Origin of the sequence: Bradyrhizobium manausense, from assembly GCF_018130615.1 — a bacterium.
Classification (GTDB): Bacteria; Pseudomonadota; Alphaproteobacteria; order Rhizobiales; family Xanthobacteraceae; genus Bradyrhizobium; species Bradyrhizobium manausense_A.
In genome coordinates this window covers 1-21567 of the sequence record NZ_JAFCKB010000035.1, presented here as the reverse complement: position 1 = coordinate 21567, position 21567 = coordinate 1, and the positions used below count along the sequence as shown (strand labels likewise).

The following is a 21567-nucleotide window of genomic DNA, read 5'->3' as shown; positions in this document are numbered from 1 at the left end:
CCCCCCGTGCCTAGGTCGAGCTCAAAATGCCGCTAACGCGGGCTGGCCTATTCAACGTGCTTCGGGCTTCGCCGGAACACGGCGCGCCAGTGTATCACCAAGGCGAGCACTGCCACCGCGGTCAACACAGCGAACAGGGTTGGCTCCAATCCCGGCAATAGGGTGGCGTTTTTCTCGCACGTCATTTTCCCGCCCTCGCGGATAAGGTCGGTGCAGATGCGCGCGGGATCATCGAGTTTGGCCAGCGCGGACCAGTCCCAGATACTGCTCACGGGCCTTGGCGGATCATCGGTCGTGACGACCTTGGCGCTGTTGAAGATGCGCCAGAAATGAATGAGGACCGCTGCGGGAAGAAGGGAAAGAAGAAAGAGCATCACCCCTTGGTAAACCTTGCCTTCCGGCGAGTTCGTCACGATGCTTTCGAAGCCGACGATCGGGATACGATCGTGCCAGTGGCCGGGCGGCGTCCGCTGGGCGTAGCGCAGTCCAACCAGGGAATTCACAAGCAGAACGATGCAGCTCAGGGGAATGCCCCACATCGCGGCAGGAACGCGGTTGCCGACAATCAACTTGGCGCCGAAGATCTCTTGCCCGCCCTGAACAACAATCCAAGTATTCAGCGCGTAATAGAGCAGAAACAGGCCGACGACCGTCCATATCTTGCTAAGTTGTTGCTGAGTCATCCCGTTTCCCACTGTGTGCGGCCGTTTGGAAGCGGAGAGTAGACAAGTAAGAACACGTCTACGCAACGGAGAACTCGCAATTCGAGAGCTCACCGCGGAACTAAATGCTGTCGATGAGAAGAAAACGATGGAGCGCATTGTTGCCGGAGTTGCGCTGGCTCTCCAAAACTTGTTCTCGACTTAAGAAGCAACCGGATGAGCCGCGAAGCCCAATTTGGCTTGAACCTCGAAGCCACGCCGCACGTCCTTGCTGGTGGTCAGAACACTGATGCTGCAGAGAAGAGCCGGATCGTCCAGTCACGTTTGTTGCTACTGCGCTTTTACTATTGCGCGTGCGGAGGCTCTTAGGTTCCGATGCCGGCAGTACAGCACTTAGTCCAGCGACATCTAACTGTTGACCATGCTTTTCTTTTCTCGCTCCGTCGGTCCAGTCCATCACTTCCCGGACCGGCTTACGATGCCCTATAGGGAATGTCGGATCGGCTGATCGGGAAGCTCCAGTCGATGCCGATCGAACGGAGCATGGTGCGCACCGTCCGCTCCGTGTCAGGCGGCGCCGCGGGACCGACGACGATTTCGGCGATCTTGTGTTGAACGCGGAGCGGCATTGGTTGGGCAATGTAGGGAACGATCTCGCTGCCGCGAAAGCGCGTGGTGACGAAGGGCGAGACGGTGGCCGGCGTTCCCATCATCACCAGGCGAACCTCCTGCTCGTGTTCATAAGCAGGGTGCTTCGAGGTCAGACAATTCCAGATGAGCGGCGAAGCGATGATCTCGCGGACGAACTGGTCCATGAAGGGGATGCCGATAGATTTGTCAGCCAATAAATCGGCGTTGGCGTCAGCGGACGCGAGAAAGATCGCCGCGGCTTCTTCGAGACAGGCTTCATGCCGGCCGCATACATCGGCGAGACTGTAGCGCACCGGCCCGACAAACTCCGGGAGTTGACCGGGCGGCGGGGCATCGGCGACAGCGAACAGCGAGGGGGAAAGCCCGATTGCGACGCCGCGTCCATTGTCCGCATAGGCGCGCCACTGCCCGAGATCGTCCCGTGCGCGGCTGAAACAGGCGATGAAGAATTCCAGGCTCGGTGCAAAATTATCGTGCCGAAAGAGATCGAGGAAGTAGTCGAGAAACAGCCGGACCCGGCCATCCGCTCCGGTGGCAATGTGGTGCGCCACATCGCGGGCCATATCGATGCCGTGGGTCAGTTCGCTGGGATCGTTGAGGTGGCGGTAGTCGGTGAACCAGATCTGTCCGGCTTCGAGGATGCCCTTGAGACCGCGCACGTCGGTGTAATGATAAAGAGTCTGCGTAATCGTGCTGTTGTTCTGCTCGGATAGCAGATGCTGGCTCGTCCAGCCCTTGAAGGTCTCGATGGCCTGTTGAAGCTGCGGCGGCAACGGCACACGGCTGTAGTCGGGAGGGTCGGTTTCGGACATGGGATCGCCGTCACGCTGGTGTGAGGAGACGGCCGCTGGCGTCCATCTCGAAATGAATGGGGTGGCTGATCGCCGCGAGGTCGAAATAGCTCCGGCCATCGACCAAAACCGGCCAGGCGTACCAGGGCGACGTGCAGGTCGAGACCAGGTAGGTCTCGTCCGGCGCGTCGGCGCGGACGGTGGCGAGCGGCAGGTAAGCCTCAGTGACGCTGGAGACATTGGTGAGCTGCACGTCATTGTCCTCGAACACGAGAACGGTCCGGGCGGCATCCGACTGTTTCCAGCGGGCGAGCTTGGGAAACTTCTTTTCGCAGGCGCGCGCGATGCGCTCTACCCGTGGCGTCTCGGCGCCGCGCGTCAGATGCTTGAGCTGGAAGCGGCCCTCCATGCCGGCGATGCCGGCGAACCGCACCAGCGACACCTGGAACGGCACGCCGGTCGGCTGGGTTGTCACCAGCGTGCCCCGATAGTCGGCATAGCGTCGTGGCGGCAGCGTCGGCGCGGTGGCGGTGATCCATGTGAGCAACGCGATCTGAATGGCGCGGACCTCGGGCATCTTGCGGTTCGTGAAGGCGTCGACCGGCAGGTGCATTTCGATGACGACGCCGTCGGCCAGCATGGCGCTCAGCGATGCAGTCGCAGCCGCCTGAAGCGGCAGGAACAGTGACGATGCGCGATTCTGGTGCGCCATGAAGCCGTCGAACGGCTCGATGCCTGTGTGCTCCAGGGCATAGAGCTGGCCGCCCAGACGGAACGTCATCTCGACGCGGGCATCCGCCGACGTCTCGCTCCCCCTGTCGCGGATCTGCACGTCCGAGCGCGGCACGCGCTCGCGTTGCTCAAGGTGCTGGATGATGCCCTCGCACGTCTCGGTTTCGTGAAAGGCCAGCATCGCCGAGTCCCTCCTCACTGACGCTGGAAAGCACCGGGCTGGTTGCCGCGATTGCTGCAGACGTAGGTCCGCCCGGTGGACTCGCTTGAGATCATCACTGATCCGCGACGGGGCTGCAGCACAGCGCGGATCGCGCGCTTGAAATCGGCCCACGACATATCCTCCGGCCGCTCGATCCGCAGCGCGGTCCTGTGCGGGATCGATTCGACGTCGAGACCCCAGGATCGCAAAATTTTCTTTGCGTTGCGGATGCTGTCGCCGACGACGCGGTTGAACTCTCCAAAATAGGTACGCATGACATCACTCCTCATCTGAATCATCGGCAGCAAAAGCGATCGACACCGTCGCCAAGCCGTTGTTGCGGCTGAATCCAATCAAGACCCCTTCCCGATTCAGGGCGAGACGGATTGCTTTCAGTGTCTCAGGTCTGGAATCCCGCCCACGCTCGACGTTGGAAACCGTGCCTGCAGAAATGCCGGCCTGGGCCGCGAGCCCTCCCTGATCCAGACCCGCCATCATACGCGCGGCCGCGTAGGTGCGGCCCAGCGCCTGACTATTGGAAAGATTGAGCGGCATTTCCCATCCTCGGTTCCAAGATAATAGTATTACCTTAATCATGGCCAAAATATGGCGCATATCTTATAGCTGTAATTTATGGCCGCGATAGGCTGATGGCGATCGGGCGTCTGGCAGATCAGCGGCGGTCCCCCTCCCGTCCGGTCTGCTCGTTGCTACATGGCAAGGATGTGTAACGACTACGAGCGACACATTCGCTGGGCTGAATACTGCCGGATGATGCTGGAGCTCTCGCTCGGCATTCCGACCCGGCAGAGCGAACTCGACCTGCCGCGTCCGATGACGTGCGGATCAACGAGACCGCGCCGGTCATGCGCGCGGCCTATAACGGAATCGAACTCGTGCCGATGAATTTAAGCTTCCCGCCCTCCGGCGCTCGGGGCGGGCCGGTATTCAATTTCAGGTCCAAGGGACGGCAGTTCGATAATAGCAACCGTTGCCTCATTCCTGCATCAGCCTTCTTCGAATTCACCGGCAAGAAATATCCGAAGACCAAGCATCGGTTTACCCTGAATTGCGCGCCCTTCATGGCAATTGCCGGCATCTGGCGCGAGGGTCACGGCAATCATCCGCCGGCCTTCACAATGCTGACGACCGCGCCCGGCGCGGATATGGAGCCCTATCACGATCGCCAGATCCTGGTGCTCCGACCCGAAGATTGGGCGGCTTGGATTCACCTCACAAAACCTGAGGATGAACTGCTTCGACCGCTCGCCGCGGGCGGGCTGGTGGTCCAGACTGTGCGCGAGGGACGCGCATGAGCTTTGAACTTCCCACGCCTGAAGGATTTTCCGGGCTCTTTTGGCCGGCGAGGATCGTGCATCCTTTCGGCCATGAAAGGAGCCCATGCCGATGACGACCCAAGACCTGTTGGACAAGATCACACAACTGCCAGAGAGGCCAATCGACGTCCCGACGGCGCCGCCGTTCGAACTGGTGGCATTCGTGGTGCGCTGGAACCGCGGCCTGCGGCAATGGAAGACGACGACACTCGCCGACTTCGCGCGTGTCTCGGTCTCGACCGTTGAGCGCATCGAACGCGGCGAGCGCGTGAGCGACGACGCTCTGGATAGGATCGCTCAGGCATTCGGATATGAGGCGGGATATTTCACGGCCCCCCGCCTGCCATTGGGCGCCGAGGAAGCGGCCGCCAGCCTGGTGGAGACCTATTCCCATCTTGAAATCGTCCCGGTCGGGCCGATGACGACGCATCGCGCTGTTCGCGACGCCGCGCGTTGTGATGCCGTCCTGATTCATCGTCCGGAGGTGTCCGACGTCTATGAAGATGACATCGCAGGTTTGCAGGAATGGCTCGATCTCGCGTCATTTATCCTGTCGGATATCGCCGATCCCCCGCCGTCCGAGCGGGGTCGGCGCGACCTCTACAACGACATCCTTGCCTGTGTCGGCGACCTCGAACGACGGGGCCTGACCGTCCTGTCGGGGGTGATGCCGGCTCCGCAAGATCGTTTGCCCGACTGGAAGGTCGCGGTCGTCTCGATCACGCCGCGGCTCACCGACCCCGGCGCGGCGAAGCGGCGGCACCTGATGGTCGATCGCCGCGTGGTGACGTTACCGTCCGGGCCGAAGACTACGTGAGGCGCCGGCCTCTCCGGCCGGCGATGATTGCGAGCATGTTCACGACCGACCAAGTCCCTTCGGCGCAGAGCGCGGCGGTTCTAAAATCGGCGAACCGCTTGTGCTGGAGCGCCAAGGCCAGGCGGACCGCCGCCTTGGCGTGAGCGCGGGCCTCTTCGTTGCTTGAGCCTTTCAGCTCCGCTTCGAAAATTGCCTCCAGCATCCGCTTGGCGTCGGTGTCGCTCGGGGTCTTGTCGTCGATGAGCGGATGCTGGGCGGGATCGTAAACCTCCTGCGCCACGGAGATCAGCGCCTCGCGGCAGAGCAGCCCGACGCCTTGATATTGCTCCTCCGTCTCGGCGCTATCGAGCCGAAGCCGCATCTCCTGGAGCTGGCGGTCGACTTTCTGCCAGCCGGTCGGCTCCTCGAAGACGACCGCGCGGCGGGCGGATTGCGCGATAAAGATTGGTTTGCCGGAAATCGTCTTTCCGGCCACCACTTGATAGCCGTCAGGCGTCAGCGCCTCGTTATAGACGCGCACGAGCGTCGATACTTCATCGTCGGCGGGCCGTACGACCGGGTGCACGGTCTCGCAGAGAAAGCGGAGAAATTCGGCATCCGGTCCGTACATCAAATTGAACCGGCGATCGTAGAAGACCCAGTCGCTCTCCCAGTCGCTATTACGTACACAGTGCTGATAGATGTCGCCGGCGGCATCTTGATAGCGATGGTCAAAGGACGGCAGCTTCGATAAGTCGTAAAGTCTTGCCAGAAATTCGTCGTCCTGCAGCCGGCCGGCCCAACTCAGCTTCGCAATGCTGAAATGGTCGATAACGGCGCGGCGCGTAACCTCCGAGATTTCCTTCGGCGCTTCATCTACATCGGAGGTCATCGGTGTCCTGTCCATAGTGACTAGGCGGGGGCAAGCACGGCCAAGCGCTCGCAGATGAATTGTGCGATCTGCGCCGGGCTGAACCTGCGCGCGTCGACGTAGCCGTCGGTCTTGAAAACGCCGTCGACAGCGCCGTCGTCGGTTCGCACGAACATGATGCGGGCATTGTCGCGCTCCATGATGATCTCCCTGATCGCCCGAAACTCGATGCCGCACCAGTCCTTCCTCTGATAATCGGAGCCCAGGAACACGACGATGAGCTTGGAACGATACCGATAGATCTCCTGCAATAAGGTGTCGAGCGATGGCCGCGCCAGTTGCGACACGTAGTTGCTGTCGTAGAAGTAGGAGTTCGGGCCGATTCTTGCCTCCAGCTCGCGCGCGACTTGTTCGACGATCGCTCTCACCTCTCCCGGAAAAGAAAGAGCCACGTCGAAATCATGCCTAGTGATATCGACAGTCTTGGTTGCCTGCCCGGTCCATGACGGCAGCGTAATACGCCGCGCGGCATGCAATTCCTTCGCAAGATTGACTTCCTTGACCGCCCAGTGCGTCCGGTTCATCTCCCAATTACCGATGTCGAGCTCGAAGGTGAGCTGTTCCAGATCGTCGGCGGACAGAAATGGATCAATCGCTTGGAGCTCGTATTCGATCCGAACCTGTCCCTGCCGCTTGGCGATATCACGGATCAGGCCGAATTTCGGCGCGAGCTGGTTGAATGCTTCGTAGGCGAAGATACACGGCAGACGTTTGAGTTCCGAGACGGCGGCCTCGTCCAGCGCTCCGAACCGCTCGGTGATCGCGTTTTCGGTGTATTCGCGGACACAGCGCGAGAATTCGATCTGCCAGGGCTCGCCGTTCCAGGCCTGGGCATTGGAGGAAACAAGAAGATTGTACATCGAGACGACCGCTGTTGCCGGTTTCGGGATTGGGCTTCGTGCTTTGGAGGTGTTACCGGCGGTTTTATCGGAATTTTCACGCCGGCGCACTGATCCGATCGTCCAAGGTCCGACGGAGATGAGCAGAAATCTCCGCTGAGGCCGTTCGGCAAGGACAAGCGCAGATCGCCAGTGGCCTGTCAGGGGTCAAATAGCCCATCGAGTCCGGGCCATTCGTTCAGAACCCGCCCGGCTCTCGCGCCGATGACCGCCGGAGCGGTTGGCACCGCGAGCAGTACGACGCCGTAGGGCACAAAGAGCATGGAGACAGATCTCCAGCCCTGGGCTTGAAGCACGGCAGCGGCCCGCGCATGATCGGCGGGCTCAAGCGGCCACAGGTGCCGATTGTGAAGATCGACGTAGACCAAGGCGTCCAAGCTCGCGCACGTGGCGGTGCCATAACGCGCGGCTTTCTCCGACAGACGATCGGCGACGAGCTCTGCCGCGTCGTCGAACGACATCGGCTGCGATGGCGTGTACGGCTCCAGTACATCTGCGACACGTTGTGCATCGCGATATCGGTCCTGACGCTGACGCCACTCCAGTCCGCGTCTCTTGTTGCCAATGATCTCCATGATTTGGAAATCGGCGCTTCGGAATCTGACGTCGATCGGCTCTTCGCTGCTCGCGATGATCTCGCCGTCCTCGAAGGCTTCCCCGGCACAACGGAGGAATGCGCGCACGATCATGCGCTCACGCTCCGGCTTTTGCGGATTTGAGAAAAGGCGCCGGGCGCGATCAGCGTATTCGCGCAGTTTGGCGAGAATTGCGTTGTCGGAAAAGGTCATTGTCTCCAAAGATAGCGCGCTTGGTCACGGAGCGTCTGTGACTTGTTCTTCACATGGCACCGCGGTCGCGGCAATCGCGTCGCGCAACTCGGCCAGCTCCTGGTGAATCCCGGCGCAGCGCCTGGTCGCGTCGCGCACCTGCTGGACATCGAAGACGTTTGGACCGTGGTCGGCGCGCTCGAATTCGTCGAGATATTCAAGGTTCTTTTTCACGAGCCCGACCCGATAGGGCTGGCGCGGCTTGCCCTTGAAGGCGCCCTCCCATGTCTCGCCATGGACCAGGAAATTGCGTATCGGCCGCAACTCATCCAGCTCCTTGTAGAGGCGTTGCAGAGTCGCCTTGTGTTCATCGGGCACACCCCCGAAGTCACACCATTTCTTGAAGATCTTGATCTTGTCTGCGAACGTTCGCCCGGAATATTCGTCGAACAGCGCTTCGAGCGGTGCCTCATTGATGAGGTCCATCAACAGGAGCATCCTGAACTCGACGCGGCCCATCTCGGTCAAAAACTCCCCGAGCGCCTGATGTATTGCATCGGACGGCGTTCGTAGCCCAGACTTGAGGCGGCGCCGCCATTTCCGTCGCTGTTGAGCTTTTCTTGAGTTCCTCGACATAAATATCCCTTAAGCAGGACCGAGGCCCACTGGCCGGAGCGTGTTCACTTCGATATCCCAGCCCCGGGGTGCCGCAATTCGGCGATCCCCTTTCAGTAGCAGGACAGTGCCGGGCGGCGTAGGGCTTAAGCTCGCGGCGGCGACGGTTGGTGACAATGGCTTGGCATAAGACTTCAGACGGTTCGTTCCTGGATCATAGCGGTAATGTTCTGTTCTTCAGCAAAGATCGGTTCGTGAACGATATCTGTCTTGGCCGCTGCTGCTTTATCTGCGGCGCGCGGCCTGGGTCAAAAGTGTTCAACGACGAGCATGTTATTCCCGAGTGGGTGCTGCGGAAATTCAATCTGTTCGACAGGACGATCACCCTGCCGAATGGCGGGACCGTCAAGTATGGACGCTTCAAAGTCCCCTGCTGCCAGGACTGCAACTCGCTGATGGGACGCCAGATCGAAGAGCGGATCAGCAAGGTCGTCAATGCCGGCCCGGAGGCCGTGCAGAAGCACATCGCCGAGGGCAACGGTTTGGAGTTCTTCGTCTGGCTGGGCCTGATCTTTCTCAAGGTCCATCTCAAGAACAGGGAGTTTCGAATACACCACGATCTTCGCAAACCGGATGACAAGATCGGAGACCTGTATGACTGGCAGGCACTGCATCATATGCACTGCCTTGTGCGATGCTTTGTGAACGGAGCTTCTCTGGAGAAAGAAGTGTTTGGATCGTTGGGAGCTTTTGCAGCGAAGACCGCGGGATGGCGTGAGGAATTTGACTATGGCGACATATTCGACGCCCAGACCATGCTGCTGAGGCTCGGAAATGTTGCGCTGGTCACGACGTTCAACGACGCATGCGGAGCAATAAATGGCGCGATGCCAAAACTCGAGAAAATCGAAGGATCGTTGTCAGAGATCCAAGCGCGCGAGGTCATGGTTGACTTCGCCTTCATGAATCTGAGTCTGAAAGAGCGCCCGCGTTTCTATACCGAGTGCGACATGGGGAACGAGACGATCACCGAGAAGGCCGTGATGCCAGATCCCTTCGAGTTGGGTGAACTCAACTTTGCACTGCGAGGACGCCTGCTGCGCGACTCGTTCGGCGAAAGCGTGAAGCAGATACGAGTCGCAGGGAAGACGCAGCAGGAGATCGAACAGGCGATCGACGGTGGACGCTTCAGCGTTTTGGTCGATGAAACTGGCACGTTCATCAAGCAGAGTTTCACGCCTGATTCACCGTGAGCAGCGGGTGTGATGATCTCCACAGCAGGTGCTCGTGACGATCTCAACGTACAGCAGAACACGACGAAGCCTAGCCGGCGATGGAAGCGAGAATGTGCTGCGGCTGGGCCTAGTGATTAGCGCGGCGGAGTTCGCCAACGTTCGCCGACGCTTATTCAACGGATATTCGACGACTTCTCCAAACCGGATCTAAGTCATTGAAATTTCTGGCGCTCCCTAGGGGAATCGAACCCCTGTTTCAGCCTTGAGAGGGCCGCGTCCTAACCGCTAGACGAAGGGAGCGTGAGGGACAGGACATAGCCGCGAATTTCGCCGACGGCAAGCCTCGATGGGGCACGAAATTCCCGGATATGCACGGTAAGCCTGCTCAAGCTTAACCGCGCGATGGCTTCCGCGAAGCGCTTCGCGTCTCCCAGCGAAACCGCGGGGAACAGTCACGGATGCTTCAATTTTTCGATTGCGGCGGCGCCGGCGGCGGGCTCGAGGCGGAACAGGCCCGCGCCCGCAAAGGCTGACTTGAAGGGCGATGACGAGCGGATCTGCTGGCCACTGCTGCCTGCGATGGCCTGGTTGAGCAGGTCCTGGACGGGGGGACCGGTCCGCTGGGTGCCGACGCCGAAATAATAGGTCTTGCCGGCTTCGACGGGGACTTCGACGTCATAGTCCGTCATCGACATCTTCATGTGAGAGGCGATCTTGCGGACGCCCGGCGGTTGATCGACGAAGAAGAACGTCCCCATGTCGACCTTTCCGACGGACTTGCCGTCGATCAAGATCTCCGTTGCGGCAGCCATTCCGCCCATCGCACCGAAAATGCCCTTTTCGCGCAGGAAATAGAGCCGCGCGAGACGCGAGCTGGTTGGCCTGGCCTGCCCTGCCGGTTGTTTGGGCTGAGCTGAAGGTCCGGCTTGTTTGGCCGGTGCAGCGGCGGGCTGCTTGGCCGTTTCTGCAAACGCCGCAGGCCCGGCACCTCCGATTGATCCGACGACGAGTACGATTGCGACGACGCGCGAAATGATACGTCCCATTCCAAGTCCCAGCCCAACTTCCCCAAGCCGGAAGCTAAATCAGAAGTTGCGCGGCGCGACAACTCGGGCCGGGATACGATCAACAATCAGCCGGTGCAGTGCTCCTGCGTCCTACGGCTCATTGGCAAATTTCAGCTTTCCGGCTGGCTTGAGCGTGTGGGCATCGAAGGTGCGGATCTCGATGACCCCGCCGATATCGAGCGTGACCACGAGACGGTCCCCGGCCGCGCCGGTGGAGACGATTCTGGCGCCCTTCGGCAGGGTGGCGGTGACGTCGCTCACGGGCTCGGCCGCCCTTCCCTCCGACTTGAAAAGGCGGTAGCCCACCGCGATCAGGACGGCGCAGATGGCCAGCGCCGAGGTCAACCCCGCGATCAGCATCATCCGCCGCACCCGCGCAAACAGCGCGGCCTGCTCGGGGGTCGGTTCGGGAACAGCGGTATCAGACGTCGTCATGGAAAGCTCAGGTTCAGCGCAAAGATTGGAAGTCGTGGTCGAAGGCGACGAGGGCTCGGCCCGGCTCGACCGCGTGCTGGCGGCGCGCCTTCCCGAGCTGTCGCGATCAAGGCTCAAAGCCCTGATTCTGGCGGGCGCGGTCAGCCTCAAGGCAGCCCCGGTCCGCGACCCCGCTTATCACGTCGCATCCGGCGATACGATCATAATCGACGTGCCGGAGGCTGCGCCGCCGGAGCCTAAGGGCGAGGATATCGCCCTCGATATCGTGTTCGAGGACGACGACATCATCGTCATCAACAAGCCCAGGGGGTTGGTGGTGCACCCCGCGGCCGGGCACGAGACCGGCACGCTGGTGAACGCCCTGATCGCCCATTGCGGCACCTCGCTGTCGGGCATCGGCGGGGTGCGCCGACCCGGCATCGTGCACCGGCTGGACAAGGACACGACCGGGCTGATGGTGGTCGCCAAGAACGACCTGGCGCACGCCTCGCTCACCGCCCAATTCGCCGACCACGGCCGCACCGGGCCGATGCGGCGCGGCTACATGGCATTCTCCTGGGGACTGCCGGGCCGGCATCGCGGCACCGTCGATGCGCCGATCGACCGCCACCCGCATGCGCGGGAGAAGATGGCGGTGCGCCAGGGCGGCCGCGAGGCGGTGACGCATTGGGAGCTGCTGGAGAGTTTTACCGGCCGCGACGGCAAGCCGGTCGCAGCGCTGCTCGCCTGCGAGCTCGAGACCGGCCGCACCCACCAGATCCGTGTCCACCTCGCCCATATTGGCCACCCCCTGATGGGCGACGCGGTCTATGGCCCCCATTTCAAGACCAAGGCGAACCAGCTCGGGCCAGAATCGCAGGCCGCTTTAACGGCGCTTGGGCGGCAGGCCCTGCACGCTTATTTGCTGGTACTGGAGCACCCCAGAACCGGAGAACTTCTTCACTGGGAGGCCGGCCTGCCGGAGGATTTGCTTCTCCTGGAAGGCGCCCTGAAAGCGGCGCTATGACGCAGGGTCTTTGAGAAAACCGTTACCTTACAAAAAGTTATAGCTGCCACACGGGGACGTGACGTCAGCAATCCTTCCCTTTTTGCGTCCCCATGGGGTATATTGCGCCTGCGTTGGAAATGACCAGCGTGGAACATCGCAGCTACGGCCGGCTTTAACCAAGCGGTCGTCTGCCTGGCCCGCCGCTATCGGGGGCCTGAACCTTGGAGGGCTTCAATATGGCCCGTACCGCTGCTTTGCCGGTCCTCAACGGAGAATCCGGCCTTTCTCGCTACCTCGCCGAGATCCGCAAGTTCCCGATGCTGGAACCCCAGCAGGAATACATGCTCGCCAAGCGTTGGCGCGAGCATGACGATCGCGACGCGGCACATCAACTCGTCACCAGCCATCTCCGGCTCGTCGCCAAGATCGCCATGGGCTATCGCGGCTACGGCTTGCCGATCTCCGAGGTCGTGTCGGAAGGCAATGTCGGCCTGATGCAGGCGGTGAAGCGTTTTGAGCCCGAGAAGGGCTTTCGTCTCGCCACCTATGCGATGTGGTGGATCAAGGCGTCGATTCAAGAGTACATCCTGCGTTCCTGGTCGCTCGTGAAGATGGGCACCACCGCGAACCAGAAGAAGCTGTTCTTCAACCTGCGCAAGGCGAAGAGCAAGATCAACGCGCTGGACGAGGGCGATCTCCGTCCCGACCAGGTGAAGATCATTGCCAAGCGCCTCGGCGTCACCGATCAGGACGTGATCGACATGAACCGCCGCCTCGGTGGCGACGCGTCGCTCAACGCGCCGATCCGCGACGACGGCGAAGCCGGCGAATGGCAGGACTGGCTGGTCGACAATACGCCCAACCAGGAAGCCATGCTGGCCGAGCACGAGGAATATGACGAACGCCGTGACGCGCTGAACGGCGCTATGGGCGTGCTCAACCCGCGCGAACGCCGCATCTTCGAGGCCCGCCGCCTCGCCGATGAGCCGATGACGCTGGAAGACCTTGCCGCCGAGTTCGGCGTGTCGCGCGAGCGCGTCCGCCAGATCGAGGTCCGCGCCTTCGAGAAGGTGCAGTCCGCGGTCAAGGGCACGATTGCAAGGGCCGAACAGGCCGCGCTGGAAGCCGCGCACTAAGCGCAAGGCTCTCGCGCCCACGAATTGGCGGATCGACAAGCGACGAAAAGCCGGCGGCAACGCCGGCTTTTTTGTTGTGTGAGCTGCCGCATGGTCGAGGGGCGCGCCGGCGGCGCATCTTGAACGCATGCGATGGGTCAGCCGACCCAATCCTATTGGGCCATATTCAGAGAACGGACACACGCCGTGTCGATCATCCTGCAATCCACCGTCGGCGGCTTCTCCGCCCAGTTCATGCGCAAGCTGCCGCTGGTCGAGCAGGCCATGCGGGACCACGGCCTCGATCCATCCGAGTTCGTGATCTCCAAGGACTATGCCTCGACCGCGACGATCCCGATCATGGGTCCGTTCTTCTTTAATTACAGCGTGTATTTCGGCGAGGAGGAATTCACCGTCACCGAGCCGAACGACATAGTGTTTCTGGATTTCTTCCTCAACCGCGTGCTGGCCGCTGACGGGCCGCCGGAATTACCGGAGCAGCCGGGATTGATCCGGCGCTTGTTCGGCTGGATGGCGCAGCCGGTGTAGGCTCTGCCGTCACTCGCCCCACGTCCGCGCCAGCGTCGCGAGCCAGCAGCCTTCGCAATAGCGGGCGTCCTTGAAGTCGATCCAATTGTGGGCATAGACGTGGTCGAGCGGAATGCCGTAGCGCGCCCGCAAGACCTGGACCAGGACCTTCCAGGCCGCGACCTGCGCCGCGGTCGGGCCGATCGTGACATCGGGATAGTTGCCGGCGAACTCGACGCCGATCGAATTGTCGCGCACGACCTGATGATAGGTTGCGCGGTTGTCGACGTATTTGTTGTCGTTGCGGTTGGCGCCGTCGGTATGGGTCGGCACCAGATTGTCCGCGACCGACCAGTACACCGTGCCGTCGGTCTCGACCCAGACCATCACGCCGCGTCGCGTCGGATTCTTCGACTGCTCTTGCGCGCCGCCGCGCGCCGAGCCCGTCGGCCCCTCGGTCTGATGCACGATGATGTTGCGCCAGGGGTGGGCGTTGGCGACATCGCCCCATGGCGCGAGCCAGACGATCTTCAGCCCTGGAATCTCAGGCGTGCCAGTGCGGCGCGCGAGCTTTGCGAGCTCGGCGTCCATGGCAACGGCGGGAGCGATCAGCACAGCGGCGAGAACAGCCGCGACAAGGCGGGACAGCATCACGGGGATCCAACAACGGACCCAGCGTAGCAGGGTTCAGGCGAATTTGCGCGCGGCTTCGACCGGCTCGGGCGAGAGCGGCGGGGCCGGATCATAGACCGCAAAATCGTTCTTGCCGTTCTTCTTGGCGGCATAGAGGGCATGGTCGGCGTGGGCGATCAGCCTGTCAGGGAATTGACCGACGCCGCGATCCCATTCCGCAACACCGATCGAGATCGCAATCGGAATGTCATTGCCGGAGCAGCCGGCAGCATCCTGTCGGCAGACCTCGAGTATGCGGCGGGCGATCAGCGCGCCCTCACGCAAGGAGGAGGACGGCAGCACGACGCAGAACTCGTCGCCGCCGGTGCGCGCGAGCATGTCGCCCGGCCGCAAGCGTGTCTGCGCCATCAAGGTGAAGTGCTGGAGACAGGCATCGCCCGCGGCATGGCCATGGGTATCGTTGATGGTCTTGAAGCCATCGAGATCGATCACCAGCAGCGAGAACGACTCGCCACTGCGCTCCGAACGGGCGCATTCCTCGACGAGACGCTGCAACAGATGGCGCCGATTGGCGACGCCGGTGAGATCGTCGAGCAGCGCGAGGTGGGCGACCTCGTTGCGCAGGCGGTCCATCGCCATCAGCAGGAAGCCGAAATTGAGCGTCATCGAGAGGAAGAGCAGCCCGAGCACCATGACGGCATGGGCCTGACCACCTGCGACCGATGAAAAATCACCGCCGAGCAGATTGCCCACCGTGCGGGCGATGAAGATGGCGATGATGGTGATGATGACGATGCTGGACAGCCAGGCCCCGGGGCTGACGCGCCCATCCTGCGGCGACAGCAGGAGGCGCAAGGCCAGCAGCAGCGGAACAGCCTGCCCCAGCGAGTAGCTCATCATGCGCAGCTGCATCTGGTCGTAGACGACCTTGAAAAAGACGACGCCGGCGAGGCTCACGATCGCCGCAGCCGTCATCGCGCGCCAGGACACCGGCCGATCATAGAAGCGGTGAATGCCCGCCGCGGCGAGGCAACTCGCTGCGATGACCCCGACGGCCCCGAAGATAAGCGGCATGGAGGAATCGACGAACAGGCGGACCAGCGCCGCCATCGCGCCAGCGGCACCGACGAAGGACGAAGCCATCCAGTACCGCGCCGCCTCGAATTTCGGATAGGAACGCGTCACATAGGCCCAGATCAGGCCGAGCGCCGAGAAGTTGACGACGAAGACCATCCAAAGCGTTGGTACGTTCAGCATGGCGCCCGCAGCACGCGCAGCGTCCCGCCCCCTGTCTCTGGCAGCCGTTCGACCATGACCCGTCCCCGTGTTCTTGCGGTGGATCATGCGCGGATCGCGCTTAACGGAACCTCACTGCGATCGTAGAAAGCGCGCCCTTGGTTTTGGATTCGTGAACGCCAAGTCTCGATTATCAGATCGTTAGGCACGTCGCCGGCGTGCATCACGATCGCGCCGAGACGCTCCGCGATGCGGATTCGCGGACCGAAATCACCTGAAAATGCATCTGAGCTGTGGATAACGGGATGACATCGATGTGACAGTGCGGGGCAGAGACGCGCGAATCTGCTGAGTTTGTCATCGAGGATTTTGCGAGGCTGGCCCTCCGCCGAGCGTTCCTCGTGTCGCGTTTCACCATTAACCCTTAAGAGGATCCTATGGCTAAGAAAGCGAAGAAGGCGAAGAAGGCGACGAAGAAAAAGGCCAAGAAGGCCGCGAAGAAGAAGTAGCGCGCATGTTCTTTGCCCGGGTGGAGCACGCTCCGCCCGGGCCTCGGATCAGGTCGAGAGATTGAAGGCGGCGGGCGCGAGGCCCGCTTTTTTATTGGCTGGCTCCGCCGCAGGCGGGGCGAGGTAAAGAAGAGAGGCTACCGCTCGGCGAACGCGAGCTTGGCCCCTAACAGGGCAAAGCCTGCCGCAAACGAGCGGCGCAGCCACGCCATCACGCCCGGGCGTGAGATGACGCGCTCGCGCACGGAGGCCGCGCAGAGCCCGTAGGCGACGAACACCGCGAAGGTCATCGCCATGAAGGCGCCGCTCAATTCCAGCATCCGCGCCAGCACATGCGCCTCATCCACCGCGATGAACTGCGGCAGGAAGGCGAGGAAGAAGATCGAGAGCTTCGGGTTGAGGATATTGATCAGGAAGCCGGTGACGATGACCCGGCCGCTCGAGCGCTCCTTGATCTCGCCGTCGACCGCAAGCGCCCCGCTCTCGCGCAGCGCCTGCCAGGACATGTAGAGCAGATAGGCCACGCCGCACCATTTCAGCGCGGCGAAGGCGAGTGCGCTGGTGTGGAGCACGGCGGCAAGCCCGAGCATCGCCGCGATCATATGCGGCACGATCCCGAGCGTGCAGCCGAACGCCGCCGCCACGCTGGCCCGCGAGCCGCGCGTCAGCGCTGCAGCCAGGGTGTAGAGAACGCCGGTGCCCGGTGAGGCCACGACGATCAGCGAGGTGAGCAGGAAGGACCAGGACATGCCTCGTCCCTACCACCCCCAGCGCCGCGGGAGAAGTCACGACACGGTCAGCGAAGCTGCGAACGCGCCTCAGTTCAGCTGGGCGATCTCGGCCTCGCGCAGCACGTCGAGCGGCGCCCACGGCTTGGCCCAGAATTTTGCGCCGTCGGGCAAAGGCTGCATCAAGGGGCGCCCCGAGGTCACGACGACGTCGAGCTTCGGATTGCGGTCCTTGGCGACGTGCGCGAGCTCAACGCCGTTCATGCGCCCGGCGAGCTGCACGTCGGTCAGCATCAGGCAGAGCGCACCGGCATTCTTCTCCAGCACACGCTCGGCCGCCTCGGCACTTTCGCACTGGATGACCTCATAGCCACTTTCTTCCAGGAGGAGACACAGCATCTCCCGCTGCATGATGTCGTCTTCGACGATGAGCGCCGTCGCTGCAAATGGCTTTGATTGTCCCATTGGTGGCTCCCAATGCTTGGCTTTGCCCAAGTAACCCATGTTAAAACCGGAACCGCACGACGGTTCTGTTCCATTCTGAAAAAATGTAAATCATTGTTCCCTTGTCGGAGCTTGACGGGAGGCATCATGACGATGATTCGCGGCGCTGCCGCCATCACGGGCGCGGCGAGTGGCATCGGCCGCGCGCTGGCACTCGAGCTCGCGCAACGGGGCTGTGATCTCGCCCTCGCCGATCGCGACGAGGCCGGGCTGAAGAGCCTCGCCGCCGAGATCGGCCAAGGACACGACCAAGCAAACGACAGAGCGCGCAAGATCAGCGTGCATCGCGTCGACGTCGGCGAGGCCCACGACATCGCGGAATTCGCGCGCGAGGCGATCGTAGCGCATCCCGCGCTCAACATCCTCGTCAACAATGCGGGCGTGGCGCTGCTCGGGCAGTTCGAGGAGATCGACCAGGCGCAGATGGACTGGCTGTTCGACATCAATTTCTGGGGCGTGGTGCACGGCACCCGCGCCTTCCTCCCGCATCTGAAGACGCAGGCCGAGGCGCATATCGTCAACGTCTCCTCGATCTTCGGCATCATCGCCCCGCCCGGACAGTCGGCCTATGCGGCGGCGAAGTTCGCGGTGCGCGGGTTTTCCGAGAGCGTGCGGCACGAGCTTGCGGTCGCGGGCAGCCCGGTCAGACTGTCGGTGGTGCATCCCGGCGGCGTCGCCACCAGCATCGCGCGCTCCTCGCGCACCGGGGTCGGCGTCACCGACAACGCGCGCCGCGCGCAAATGATCGACCGGTTCGAGACCGCAGCGCGGACGACACCGAAGGAGGCCGCGCTCCGCATCATCAGGGGCATCGAGAGAAACGAGCCGCGCATCCTGATCGGCAACGACGCCCGCTTCATGGACATCCTGCAGCGCCTCCGCCCGGGGACGTATTGGGCGCCGTTGCAAAAGCGACTGGAGAGGATGGCGAAGGCGAAGTAGATGGGGCGCAATGGCGGCGCCTCAAATTCCGCTGTCATTCCCCGCGAAAGCGGGGAATCCGATATGCCGCGGCTCCTCGGGTCTAGCCACGCCGCCTCTGGAATACTGGATCACCCGCTTTCGCGGGTGATGACACCGAGAATGCGCTCACTGCCCCACCAGCCGGTCCGCAAAATACCCGATCGTCTTGCGGTAGATCACCGCCCTGTTCCACTCGCGCATCGCCTCGAAATTGGCCGAGCCTTCGTCATAGGGCTGGCCCATCTTGAAGCCGTTGCTGTGCAAGAGGTTCGCGGTCGAGGCGAGCACGTCGGGGACGCTGTGGCGGAGGTCGACGTGGCCATCGCCGTCGAAATCGACGCCGTATTTGATGTAGGACGACGGCAGGAACTGGGTCTGGCCGATTTCGCCGGCATAGGCGCCGATGAGGTCGCGCAGCGGCAGGTCGCCGCGCTGCACGATCTTGAGCGCGGCGAGCAGCTCGCCCTGGAACAGCTCGGTGCGGCGGCAATCATGCGCAAGCGTGGCCAGCGTGCGGATCACCGGCAGCTTGCCCATGTCGCCCTTGCCGAAATCGCTCTCCAGGCCCCAGATCGCGACCAGGATCTGGCGGGGCACGCCGAACTGCTGCTCGATGCGCGAGAGCAGCGCGGCATGACGCTGCAGCAGCGCGCGGCCGCCATTGATGCGACCGGCGCCGACACGGGTCGAGACATACTGCTCAAAACTCTTGTTGAAGGTGTAGCGCTGGCGCCGGTCGAAGGCGAGCACGGCGCCGTCCTGGGTGATGCCGCCGAACGCCGCGCTGGTCACGCCCGCAGAGACGCCGGCTGCCTGCGCTTCCGCCGTCATGCTGGCGACGAAGCTGTTGAAGTCGCCGCCGCAACGCGCGGCCTCAGCCGACCCGCCGGCCAGACAAACGATGGAAGCGACGGCGAGAACGTATCTCAGCATGCGAAAAAATCCTTGGGAGCCATGCGTGGAAAGCAGCACGCGATCATGCCCGGGAACGGGATTCGCGTCAAAGCGACACAGAACCGATCACATCGGCGCCAGCGGCCAACCGTGCCGAAACAAAAACCGCAAAACAACCCCATGCACAGTAGGAGCTCAGCGACGACAATTGCTATTTTTCCGAATACCGGTTGACCCGTCGGGCAAAACAGGGGTATAGTGCCAACATCGCAAACTCTGGACGTGCGCACCTGCCCGCGAAGCGCCTGTTGAAAGGGAACAGCGTCAAAGCAGCAGGCTTGATCCGCATCAACGTGCCTGACGGCCTCGTTCATAGACTGGGATCGACAGGAGCGCCCGCCCAGGAGACCAGCCATGACCGGAATCACCCTGACCGCCGATCAGATCCGCAATGCACCCGCCCCGGTACGGCAATGGATCGAGCAGGAGGTGATCAATTCGCTCGGCCTTGCGCCGCGAACGCCTGCGGTCGCGCCGGCTCAAACCGCCCATCTCGTGGCCTGCAGCGAGGACGACATGGCCGGCGTGCTCGAACACATCCGCGGCACGTTCCCGGCGGTCAACGTCCTGTTCGAATTCGGTCGGCCCGGCATCAACTACGGTCAGCCCGCGGTGATGACGTTTCGCCTCATGGATATCCTGCATCACACGCGGCTGCAGGAGATCGGACAGGTCATGACCTGCCTGGAGATGATCAATCAGGCCCTGACCGTGGTCAGGAAAGATCCGTCGGCGCGGTTCTGCAGCTTCGACAACGAAGGCCACTGCCTGATCGCGCCCCAGACCCAGGCCAGCATCGCGGCGCTCTGGCAGGACATGATGGAGCGTCAGCAGGCACAGCAGACCAAAGCGGATGATCGGATCGCGCCGGCGGCGTGAGCCGAGCGAGGCTGGGTCACACAACCCGACAAGAAGCGGACGAAAGGCTTGCGAGGATCTTCGTGCCGAACACCAGAAGACGAGCCAGGCGGCGCTCCTTCCGCCTGCTGCACATCCCGCTTCTCCGCCTGCTCGCCATCAATCTGGCGATCGGCGCCTGCGCCGCGACGCTGCTCGTCGGCGGATTGCTCTGGCTCAACCCCGGACATCTGCGTGAACTGATCTTGGCCGATCGCGCGCCGGGCATCGGGCTCGCATTGCTGCTGGCTTCGTTCGTCATCACCTTCGGCTCGGCCGCGATGGGCAGCGCGATCATGGCGCAGGGCCGCAAGCAAGAAGATGACAGAGGCGATGGCGGCAGCCCGTCGCGATTGGCTGCGCAAAAACTCCCGCGACGCGCACGGCCTATGTGATGTGTGCAACGCACGGGTGAGACCGCGCGTTGGATGAGATCTGCACGCAGCGGGAAGAGACGCAGGTGCAAGCAGCATTGCAACGCATGAGCGCACGCGTTGCGTTGCGAGAGCATGCAAGATGAACAAAGTATTTCGTCTGTCCAAGCATCTGCTTCGCGGAAAAGCGGGAACTCGCAGTTACGCTCTCTGCATATCTGATGCGCTTGCTGCGACATTAACGACACTACGATTCACCTTGCCATCGCGGAGCGCAAGCGATAACCTTCTATCTCAGGTTGTCACCCTGCCAGCCCCGGGTGGCGCTGAAGACCAAAATAAGCGGCGGGCTTATCGGCCCGCCGTTTATTGAGGTGCAGGGCCGCTCAGAGATGAGAGGCCGCCCGCAGGCACCAGGCCGCTGCGTCCTGAAAGCAGGCACAATCCGACAGCTCCGCCGGTATTCCGGTCGTGAAGGAAGTCGACATCCGCGAAGTCATTTGACTGCGGCTCCCTGATCGACGACAAGCCGCCATGGCCAAAAAACCCGGAACCAATCCCAAAGGCGAATTCGCCTTTTTCAACGTCGTCTATGAAGACGATTCCCAACGCTCCAACCGCCGCGTGCCCTCGGAATTGCTCGGCGGCCTCGACGGCGACGAGCCCGCGCGCAACTTCATCATGGAGCAGGACCGCGAGATCGCGGAGAAGAGCGGCCGGCCGGCGCTAGAGATCAAGCGGATCGAGCGGGTGGGGGCGAAGAAGAAGTAGGCCGGCCTAAAGCAGGACGGCGTTAGTTAGGTTGAATCGATTGGGCCGCGAGCTCGGTTCAACCTCTCCCGCTTGCGGGGGAGGTCGCGCCGAAGGCGCGGGTGGGGGCTCTCTCCACATCGGGAATCTCGCCCGCGGAGACACCCCCTCCCCAGCCCTCCCCCGCAAGCGCAGGGCTATCGCATATGACCGAACAGGGCGAGGAGGAAGCTGTTGTCCCACCCCGCGCGCTTGATTTTGCGACGTA

General features: G+C 62.3%; 25 protein-coding genes, 1 tRNA gene and 1 pseudogene. 10 read left to right on the top strand and 17 right to left on the bottom strand.

The annotated features are described in order from the left end of the window. Positions 1–47 precede the first annotated feature (47 nt). The 5 genes from JQ587_RS36170 to JQ587_RS36150 all read right to left on the bottom strand — a co-directional run bounded on the left by JQ587_RS36170 (position 48) and on the right by JQ587_RS36150 (position 3593). Entirely contained in the window at positions 48–683 is a 636-nt protein-coding gene (locus JQ587_RS36170) for a hypothetical protein (RefSeq protein WP_212428535.1), read from the bottom strand. Positions 684–1135: 452 nt separating this feature from the next. After that, entirely contained in the window at positions 1136–2125 is a 990-nt protein-coding gene (locus JQ587_RS36165) for a DUF2971 domain-containing protein (RefSeq protein WP_212428534.1), read from the bottom strand. Between the two features lie 10 nt (positions 2126–2135). After that, positions 2136–3017 (bottom strand): hypothetical protein, encoded by an 882-nt coding sequence (locus JQ587_RS36160; RefSeq protein ID WP_212428533.1) that lies wholly within the window; start codon positions 3015–3017, stop codon positions 2136–2138. 14 nt (positions 3018–3031) lie between these two features. Next, the gene (locus JQ587_RS36155) at positions 3032–3313 is read right to left on the bottom strand and encodes a hypothetical protein (protein ID WP_212428532.1); all 282 of its coding nucleotides are present in this window, start codon (positions 3311–3313) and stop codon (positions 3032–3034) included. Positions 3314–3317: 4 nt separating this feature from the next. Beyond that, the gene (locus tag JQ587_RS36150) at positions 3318–3593 is read right to left on the bottom strand and encodes a helix-turn-helix domain-containing protein (RefSeq protein ID WP_035972320.1); all 276 of its coding nucleotides are present in this window, start codon (positions 3591–3593) and stop codon (positions 3318–3320) included. Positions 3594–3761: 168 nt separating this feature from the next. Here JQ587_RS36150 and JQ587_RS36145 point away from each other — a divergent pair. Then, a pseudogene (locus JQ587_RS36145) lies at positions 3762–4354 on the top strand (SOS response-associated peptidase family protein). 85 nt (positions 4355–4439) lie between these two features. Further along, positions 4440–5192, top strand: coding sequence for a helix-turn-helix domain-containing protein (locus tag JQ587_RS36140; protein ID WP_212428531.1), 753 nt, complete (start codon positions 4440–4442; stop codon positions 5190–5192). Here JQ587_RS36140 and JQ587_RS36135 read toward each other — a convergent pair. The 4 genes from JQ587_RS36135 to JQ587_RS36120 all read right to left on the bottom strand — a co-directional run bounded on the left by JQ587_RS36135 (position 5185) and on the right by JQ587_RS36120 (position 8287). Continuing rightward, positions 5185–6063, bottom strand: coding sequence for an AbiJ-related protein (locus tag JQ587_RS36135; protein ID WP_212428530.1), 879 nt, complete (start codon positions 6061–6063; stop codon positions 5185–5187). The two genes, JQ587_RS36140 and JQ587_RS36135, sit on opposite strands and share 8 nt — an antisense overlap. Before the next feature lie 20 nt (positions 6064–6083). After that, on the bottom strand, positions 6084–6962 hold the full coding sequence (locus JQ587_RS36130) for a toll/interleukin-1 receptor domain-containing protein (RefSeq protein ID WP_212428547.1): 879 nt from the start codon (positions 6960–6962) through the stop codon (positions 6084–6086). A 179-nt stretch (positions 6963–7141) separates the two neighbouring features. Beyond that, positions 7142–7789 carry a DUF1780 domain-containing protein gene (locus JQ587_RS36125; RefSeq protein WP_194459783.1) on the bottom strand — a complete coding sequence of 216 codons (648 nt, stop codon included), beginning with the start codon at positions 7787–7789 and terminating at the stop codon, positions 7142–7144. A gap of 24 nt (positions 7790–7813) precedes the next feature. Continuing rightward, positions 7814–8287 carry a hypothetical protein gene (locus tag JQ587_RS36120; protein ID WP_212428529.1) on the bottom strand — a complete coding sequence of 158 codons (474 nt, stop codon included), beginning with the start codon at positions 8285–8287 and terminating at the stop codon, positions 7814–7816. Between the two features lie 350 nt (positions 8288–8637). On the opposite strand from JQ587_RS36120, the gene JQ587_RS36115 reads away from it, so the two are divergent. Continuing rightward, on the top strand, positions 8638–9636 hold the full coding sequence (locus JQ587_RS36115) for a hypothetical protein (protein ID WP_212428528.1): 999 nt from the start codon (positions 8638–8640) through the stop codon (positions 9634–9636). A 207-nt stretch (positions 9637–9843) separates the two neighbouring features. Here JQ587_RS36115 and JQ587_RS36110 read toward each other — a convergent pair. The 3 genes from JQ587_RS36110 to JQ587_RS36100 form a co-directional block, all read right to left on the bottom strand. Next, positions 9844–9918: transfer RNA gene (locus JQ587_RS36110), tRNA-Glu, on the bottom strand. Between the two features lie 152 nt (positions 9919–10070). After that, positions 10071–10664 carry a DUF2846 domain-containing protein gene (locus JQ587_RS36105; RefSeq protein ID WP_212296938.1) on the bottom strand — a complete coding sequence of 198 codons (594 nt, stop codon included), beginning with the start codon at positions 10662–10664 and terminating at the stop codon, positions 10071–10073. A gap of 111 nt (positions 10665–10775) precedes the next feature. Beyond that, complete coding sequence (locus tag JQ587_RS36100; protein ID WP_212296939.1) at positions 10776–11120, bottom strand: hypothetical protein; 345 nt, start codon at positions 11118–11120, stop codon at positions 10776–10778. Here JQ587_RS36100 and JQ587_RS36095 point away from each other — a divergent pair. The 3 genes from JQ587_RS36095 (at position 11119) to JQ587_RS36085 (ending at position 13772) form a co-directional block, all read left to right on the top strand. Next, positions 11119–12126: an RluA family pseudouridine synthase gene (locus JQ587_RS36095; protein WP_212428527.1), complete on the top strand. Its 1008-nt coding sequence runs from the start codon at positions 11119–11121 to the stop codon at positions 12124–12126. The two genes, JQ587_RS36100 and JQ587_RS36095, sit on opposite strands and share 2 nt — an antisense overlap. A 218-nt stretch (positions 12127–12344) precedes the next feature. After that, complete coding sequence (gene rpoH, locus JQ587_RS36090) at positions 12345–13244, top strand: RNA polymerase sigma factor RpoH (RefSeq protein ID WP_018318222.1); 900 nt, start codon at positions 12345–12347, stop codon at positions 13242–13244. Positions 13245–13430: 186 nt separating this feature from the next. Beyond that, positions 13431–13772: a hypothetical protein gene (locus JQ587_RS36085; RefSeq protein ID WP_212428526.1), complete on the top strand. Its 342-nt coding sequence runs from the start codon at positions 13431–13433 to the stop codon at positions 13770–13772. 9 nt (positions 13773–13781) lie between these two features. On the opposite strand, the gene JQ587_RS36080 is transcribed toward JQ587_RS36085, so the two are convergent. The 4 genes from JQ587_RS36080 to JQ587_RS36065 all read right to left on the bottom strand — a co-directional run bounded on the left by JQ587_RS36080 (position 13782) and on the right by JQ587_RS36065 (position 17322). Further along, positions 13782–14402, bottom strand: coding sequence for a peptidoglycan recognition protein family protein (locus JQ587_RS36080; RefSeq protein ID WP_212428525.1), 621 nt, complete (start codon positions 14400–14402; stop codon positions 13782–13784). 36 nt (positions 14403–14438) lie between these two features. Next, a complete protein-coding gene (locus JQ587_RS36075; RefSeq protein WP_212428524.1) occupies positions 14439–15641 on the bottom strand; it encodes a GGDEF domain-containing protein in 1203 nt (400 codons plus the stop codon). 625 nt (positions 15642–16266) lie between these two features. Then, positions 16267–16878: a LysE family translocator gene (locus JQ587_RS36070; protein ID WP_212428523.1), complete on the bottom strand. Its 612-nt coding sequence runs from the start codon at positions 16876–16878 to the stop codon at positions 16267–16269. A 69-nt stretch (positions 16879–16947) separates the two neighbouring features. Beyond that, entirely contained in the window at positions 16948–17322 is a 375-nt protein-coding gene (locus JQ587_RS36065) for a response regulator (protein ID WP_212296945.1), read from the bottom strand. A gap of 126 nt (positions 17323–17448) precedes the next feature. Between JQ587_RS36065 and JQ587_RS36060 the strand changes: the two genes are divergently transcribed. Further along, complete coding sequence (locus JQ587_RS36060; RefSeq protein ID WP_212428522.1) at positions 17449–18303, top strand: SDR family NAD(P)-dependent oxidoreductase; 855 nt, start codon at positions 17449–17451, stop codon at positions 18301–18303. A 147-nt stretch (positions 18304–18450) separates the two neighbouring features. Here JQ587_RS36060 and JQ587_RS36055 read toward each other — a convergent pair whose 3' ends face one another. Continuing rightward, complete coding sequence (locus JQ587_RS36055; protein ID WP_212428521.1) at positions 18451–19257, bottom strand: lytic murein transglycosylase; 807 nt, start codon at positions 19255–19257, stop codon at positions 18451–18453. 375 nt (positions 19258–19632) lie between these two features. On the opposite strand from JQ587_RS36055, the gene JQ587_RS36050 reads away from it, so the two are divergent. From JQ587_RS36050 to JQ587_RS36040, 3 genes are all read left to right on the top strand, one after another. Beyond that, positions 19633–20157 (top strand): hypothetical protein, encoded by a 525-nt coding sequence (locus JQ587_RS36050; RefSeq protein WP_212428520.1) that lies wholly within the window; start codon positions 19633–19635, stop codon positions 20155–20157. A gap of 62 nt (positions 20158–20219) precedes the next feature. After that, the gene (locus JQ587_RS36045; RefSeq protein ID WP_349629559.1) at positions 20220–20570 is read left to right on the top strand and encodes a hypothetical protein; all 351 of its coding nucleotides are present in this window, start codon (positions 20220–20222) and stop codon (positions 20568–20570) included. Positions 20571–21083: 513 nt separating this feature from the next. Beyond that, on the top strand, positions 21084–21320 hold the full coding sequence (locus JQ587_RS36040; RefSeq protein WP_036009587.1) for a hypothetical protein: 237 nt from the start codon (positions 21084–21086) through the stop codon (positions 21318–21320). The last annotated feature ends 247 nt before the right edge of the window (positions 21321–21567 follow it).

Excerpts from the sequence above, each read along its gene's own strand:
- JQ587_RS36105 (WP_212296938.1), bottom strand. The coding sequence starts at position 10,664 with ATGGGACGTATCATTTCGCGCGTCGTCGCAATCGTACTCGTCGTCGGA.
- JQ587_RS36065 (WP_212296945.1), bottom strand. The coding sequence starts at position 17,322 with ATGGGACAATCAAAGCCATTTGCAGCGACGGCGCTCATCGTCGAAGAC.
- rpoH (WP_018318222.1), top strand. The coding sequence starts at position 12,345 with ATGGCCCGTACCGCTGCTTTGCCGGTCCTCAACGGAGAATCCGGCCTT.
- JQ587_RS36040 (WP_036009587.1), top strand. The coding sequence starts at position 21,084 with ATGGCCAAAAAACCCGGAACCAATCCCAAAGGCGAATTCGCCTTTTTC.
- JQ587_RS36150 (WP_035972320.1), bottom strand. The coding sequence starts at position 3,593 with ATGCCGCTCAATCTTTCCAATAGTCAGGCGCTGGGCCGCACCTACGCG.
- JQ587_RS36060 (WP_212428522.1), top strand. The coding sequence starts at position 17,449 with ATGACGATGATTCGCGGCGCTGCCGCCATCACGGGCGCGGCGAGTGGC.
- JQ587_RS36140 (WP_212428531.1), top strand. The coding sequence starts at position 4,440 with ATGCCGATGACGACCCAAGACCTGTTGGACAAGATCACACAACTGCCA.
- JQ587_RS36100 (WP_212296939.1), bottom strand. The coding sequence starts at position 11,120 with ATGACGACGTCTGATACCGCTGTTCCCGAACCGACCCCCGAGCAGGCC.
- JQ587_RS36050 (WP_212428520.1), top strand. The coding sequence starts at position 19,633 with ATGACCGGAATCACCCTGACCGCCGATCAGATCCGCAATGCACCCGCC.
- JQ587_RS36055 (WP_212428521.1), bottom strand. The coding sequence starts at position 19,257 with ATGCTGAGATACGTTCTCGCCGTCGCTTCCATCGTTTGTCTGGCCGGC.
- JQ587_RS36070 (WP_212428523.1), bottom strand. The coding sequence starts at position 16,878 with ATGTCCTGGTCCTTCCTGCTCACCTCGCTGATCGTCGTGGCCTCACCG.
- JQ587_RS36080 (WP_212428525.1), bottom strand. The coding sequence starts at position 14,402 with ATGCTGTCCCGCCTTGTCGCGGCTGTTCTCGCCGCTGTGCTGATCGCT.
- JQ587_RS36095 (WP_212428527.1), top strand. The coding sequence starts at position 11,119 with ATGGAAAGCTCAGGTTCAGCGCAAAGATTGGAAGTCGTGGTCGAAGGC.
- JQ587_RS36160 (WP_212428533.1), bottom strand. The coding sequence starts at position 3,017 with ATGCTGGCCTTTCACGAAACCGAGACGTGCGAGGGCATCATCCAGCAC.
- JQ587_RS36155 (WP_212428532.1), bottom strand. The coding sequence starts at position 3,313 with ATGCGTACCTATTTTGGAGAGTTCAACCGCGTCGTCGGCGACAGCATC.
- JQ587_RS36170 (WP_212428535.1), bottom strand. The coding sequence starts at position 683 with ATGACTCAGCAACAACTTAGCAAGATATGGACGGTCGTCGGCCTGTTT.
- JQ587_RS36075 (WP_212428524.1), bottom strand. The coding sequence starts at position 15,641 with ATGCTGAACGTACCAACGCTTTGGATGGTCTTCGTCGTCAACTTCTCG.
- JQ587_RS36120 (WP_212428529.1), bottom strand. The coding sequence starts at position 8,287 with ATGGGCCGCGTCGAGTTCAGGATGCTCCTGTTGATGGACCTCATCAAT.
- JQ587_RS36125 (WP_194459783.1), bottom strand. The coding sequence starts at position 7,789 with ATGACCTTTTCCGACAACGCAATTCTCGCCAAACTGCGCGAATACGCT.
- JQ587_RS36165 (WP_212428534.1), bottom strand. The coding sequence starts at position 2,125 with ATGTCCGAAACCGACCCTCCCGACTACAGCCGTGTGCCGTTGCCGCCG.
- JQ587_RS36130 (WP_212428547.1), bottom strand. The coding sequence starts at position 6,962 with ATGTACAATCTTCTTGTTTCCTCCAATGCCCAGGCCTGGAACGGCGAG.
- JQ587_RS36135 (WP_212428530.1), bottom strand. The coding sequence starts at position 6,063 with ATGACCTCCGATGTAGATGAAGCGCCGAAGGAAATCTCGGAGGTTACG.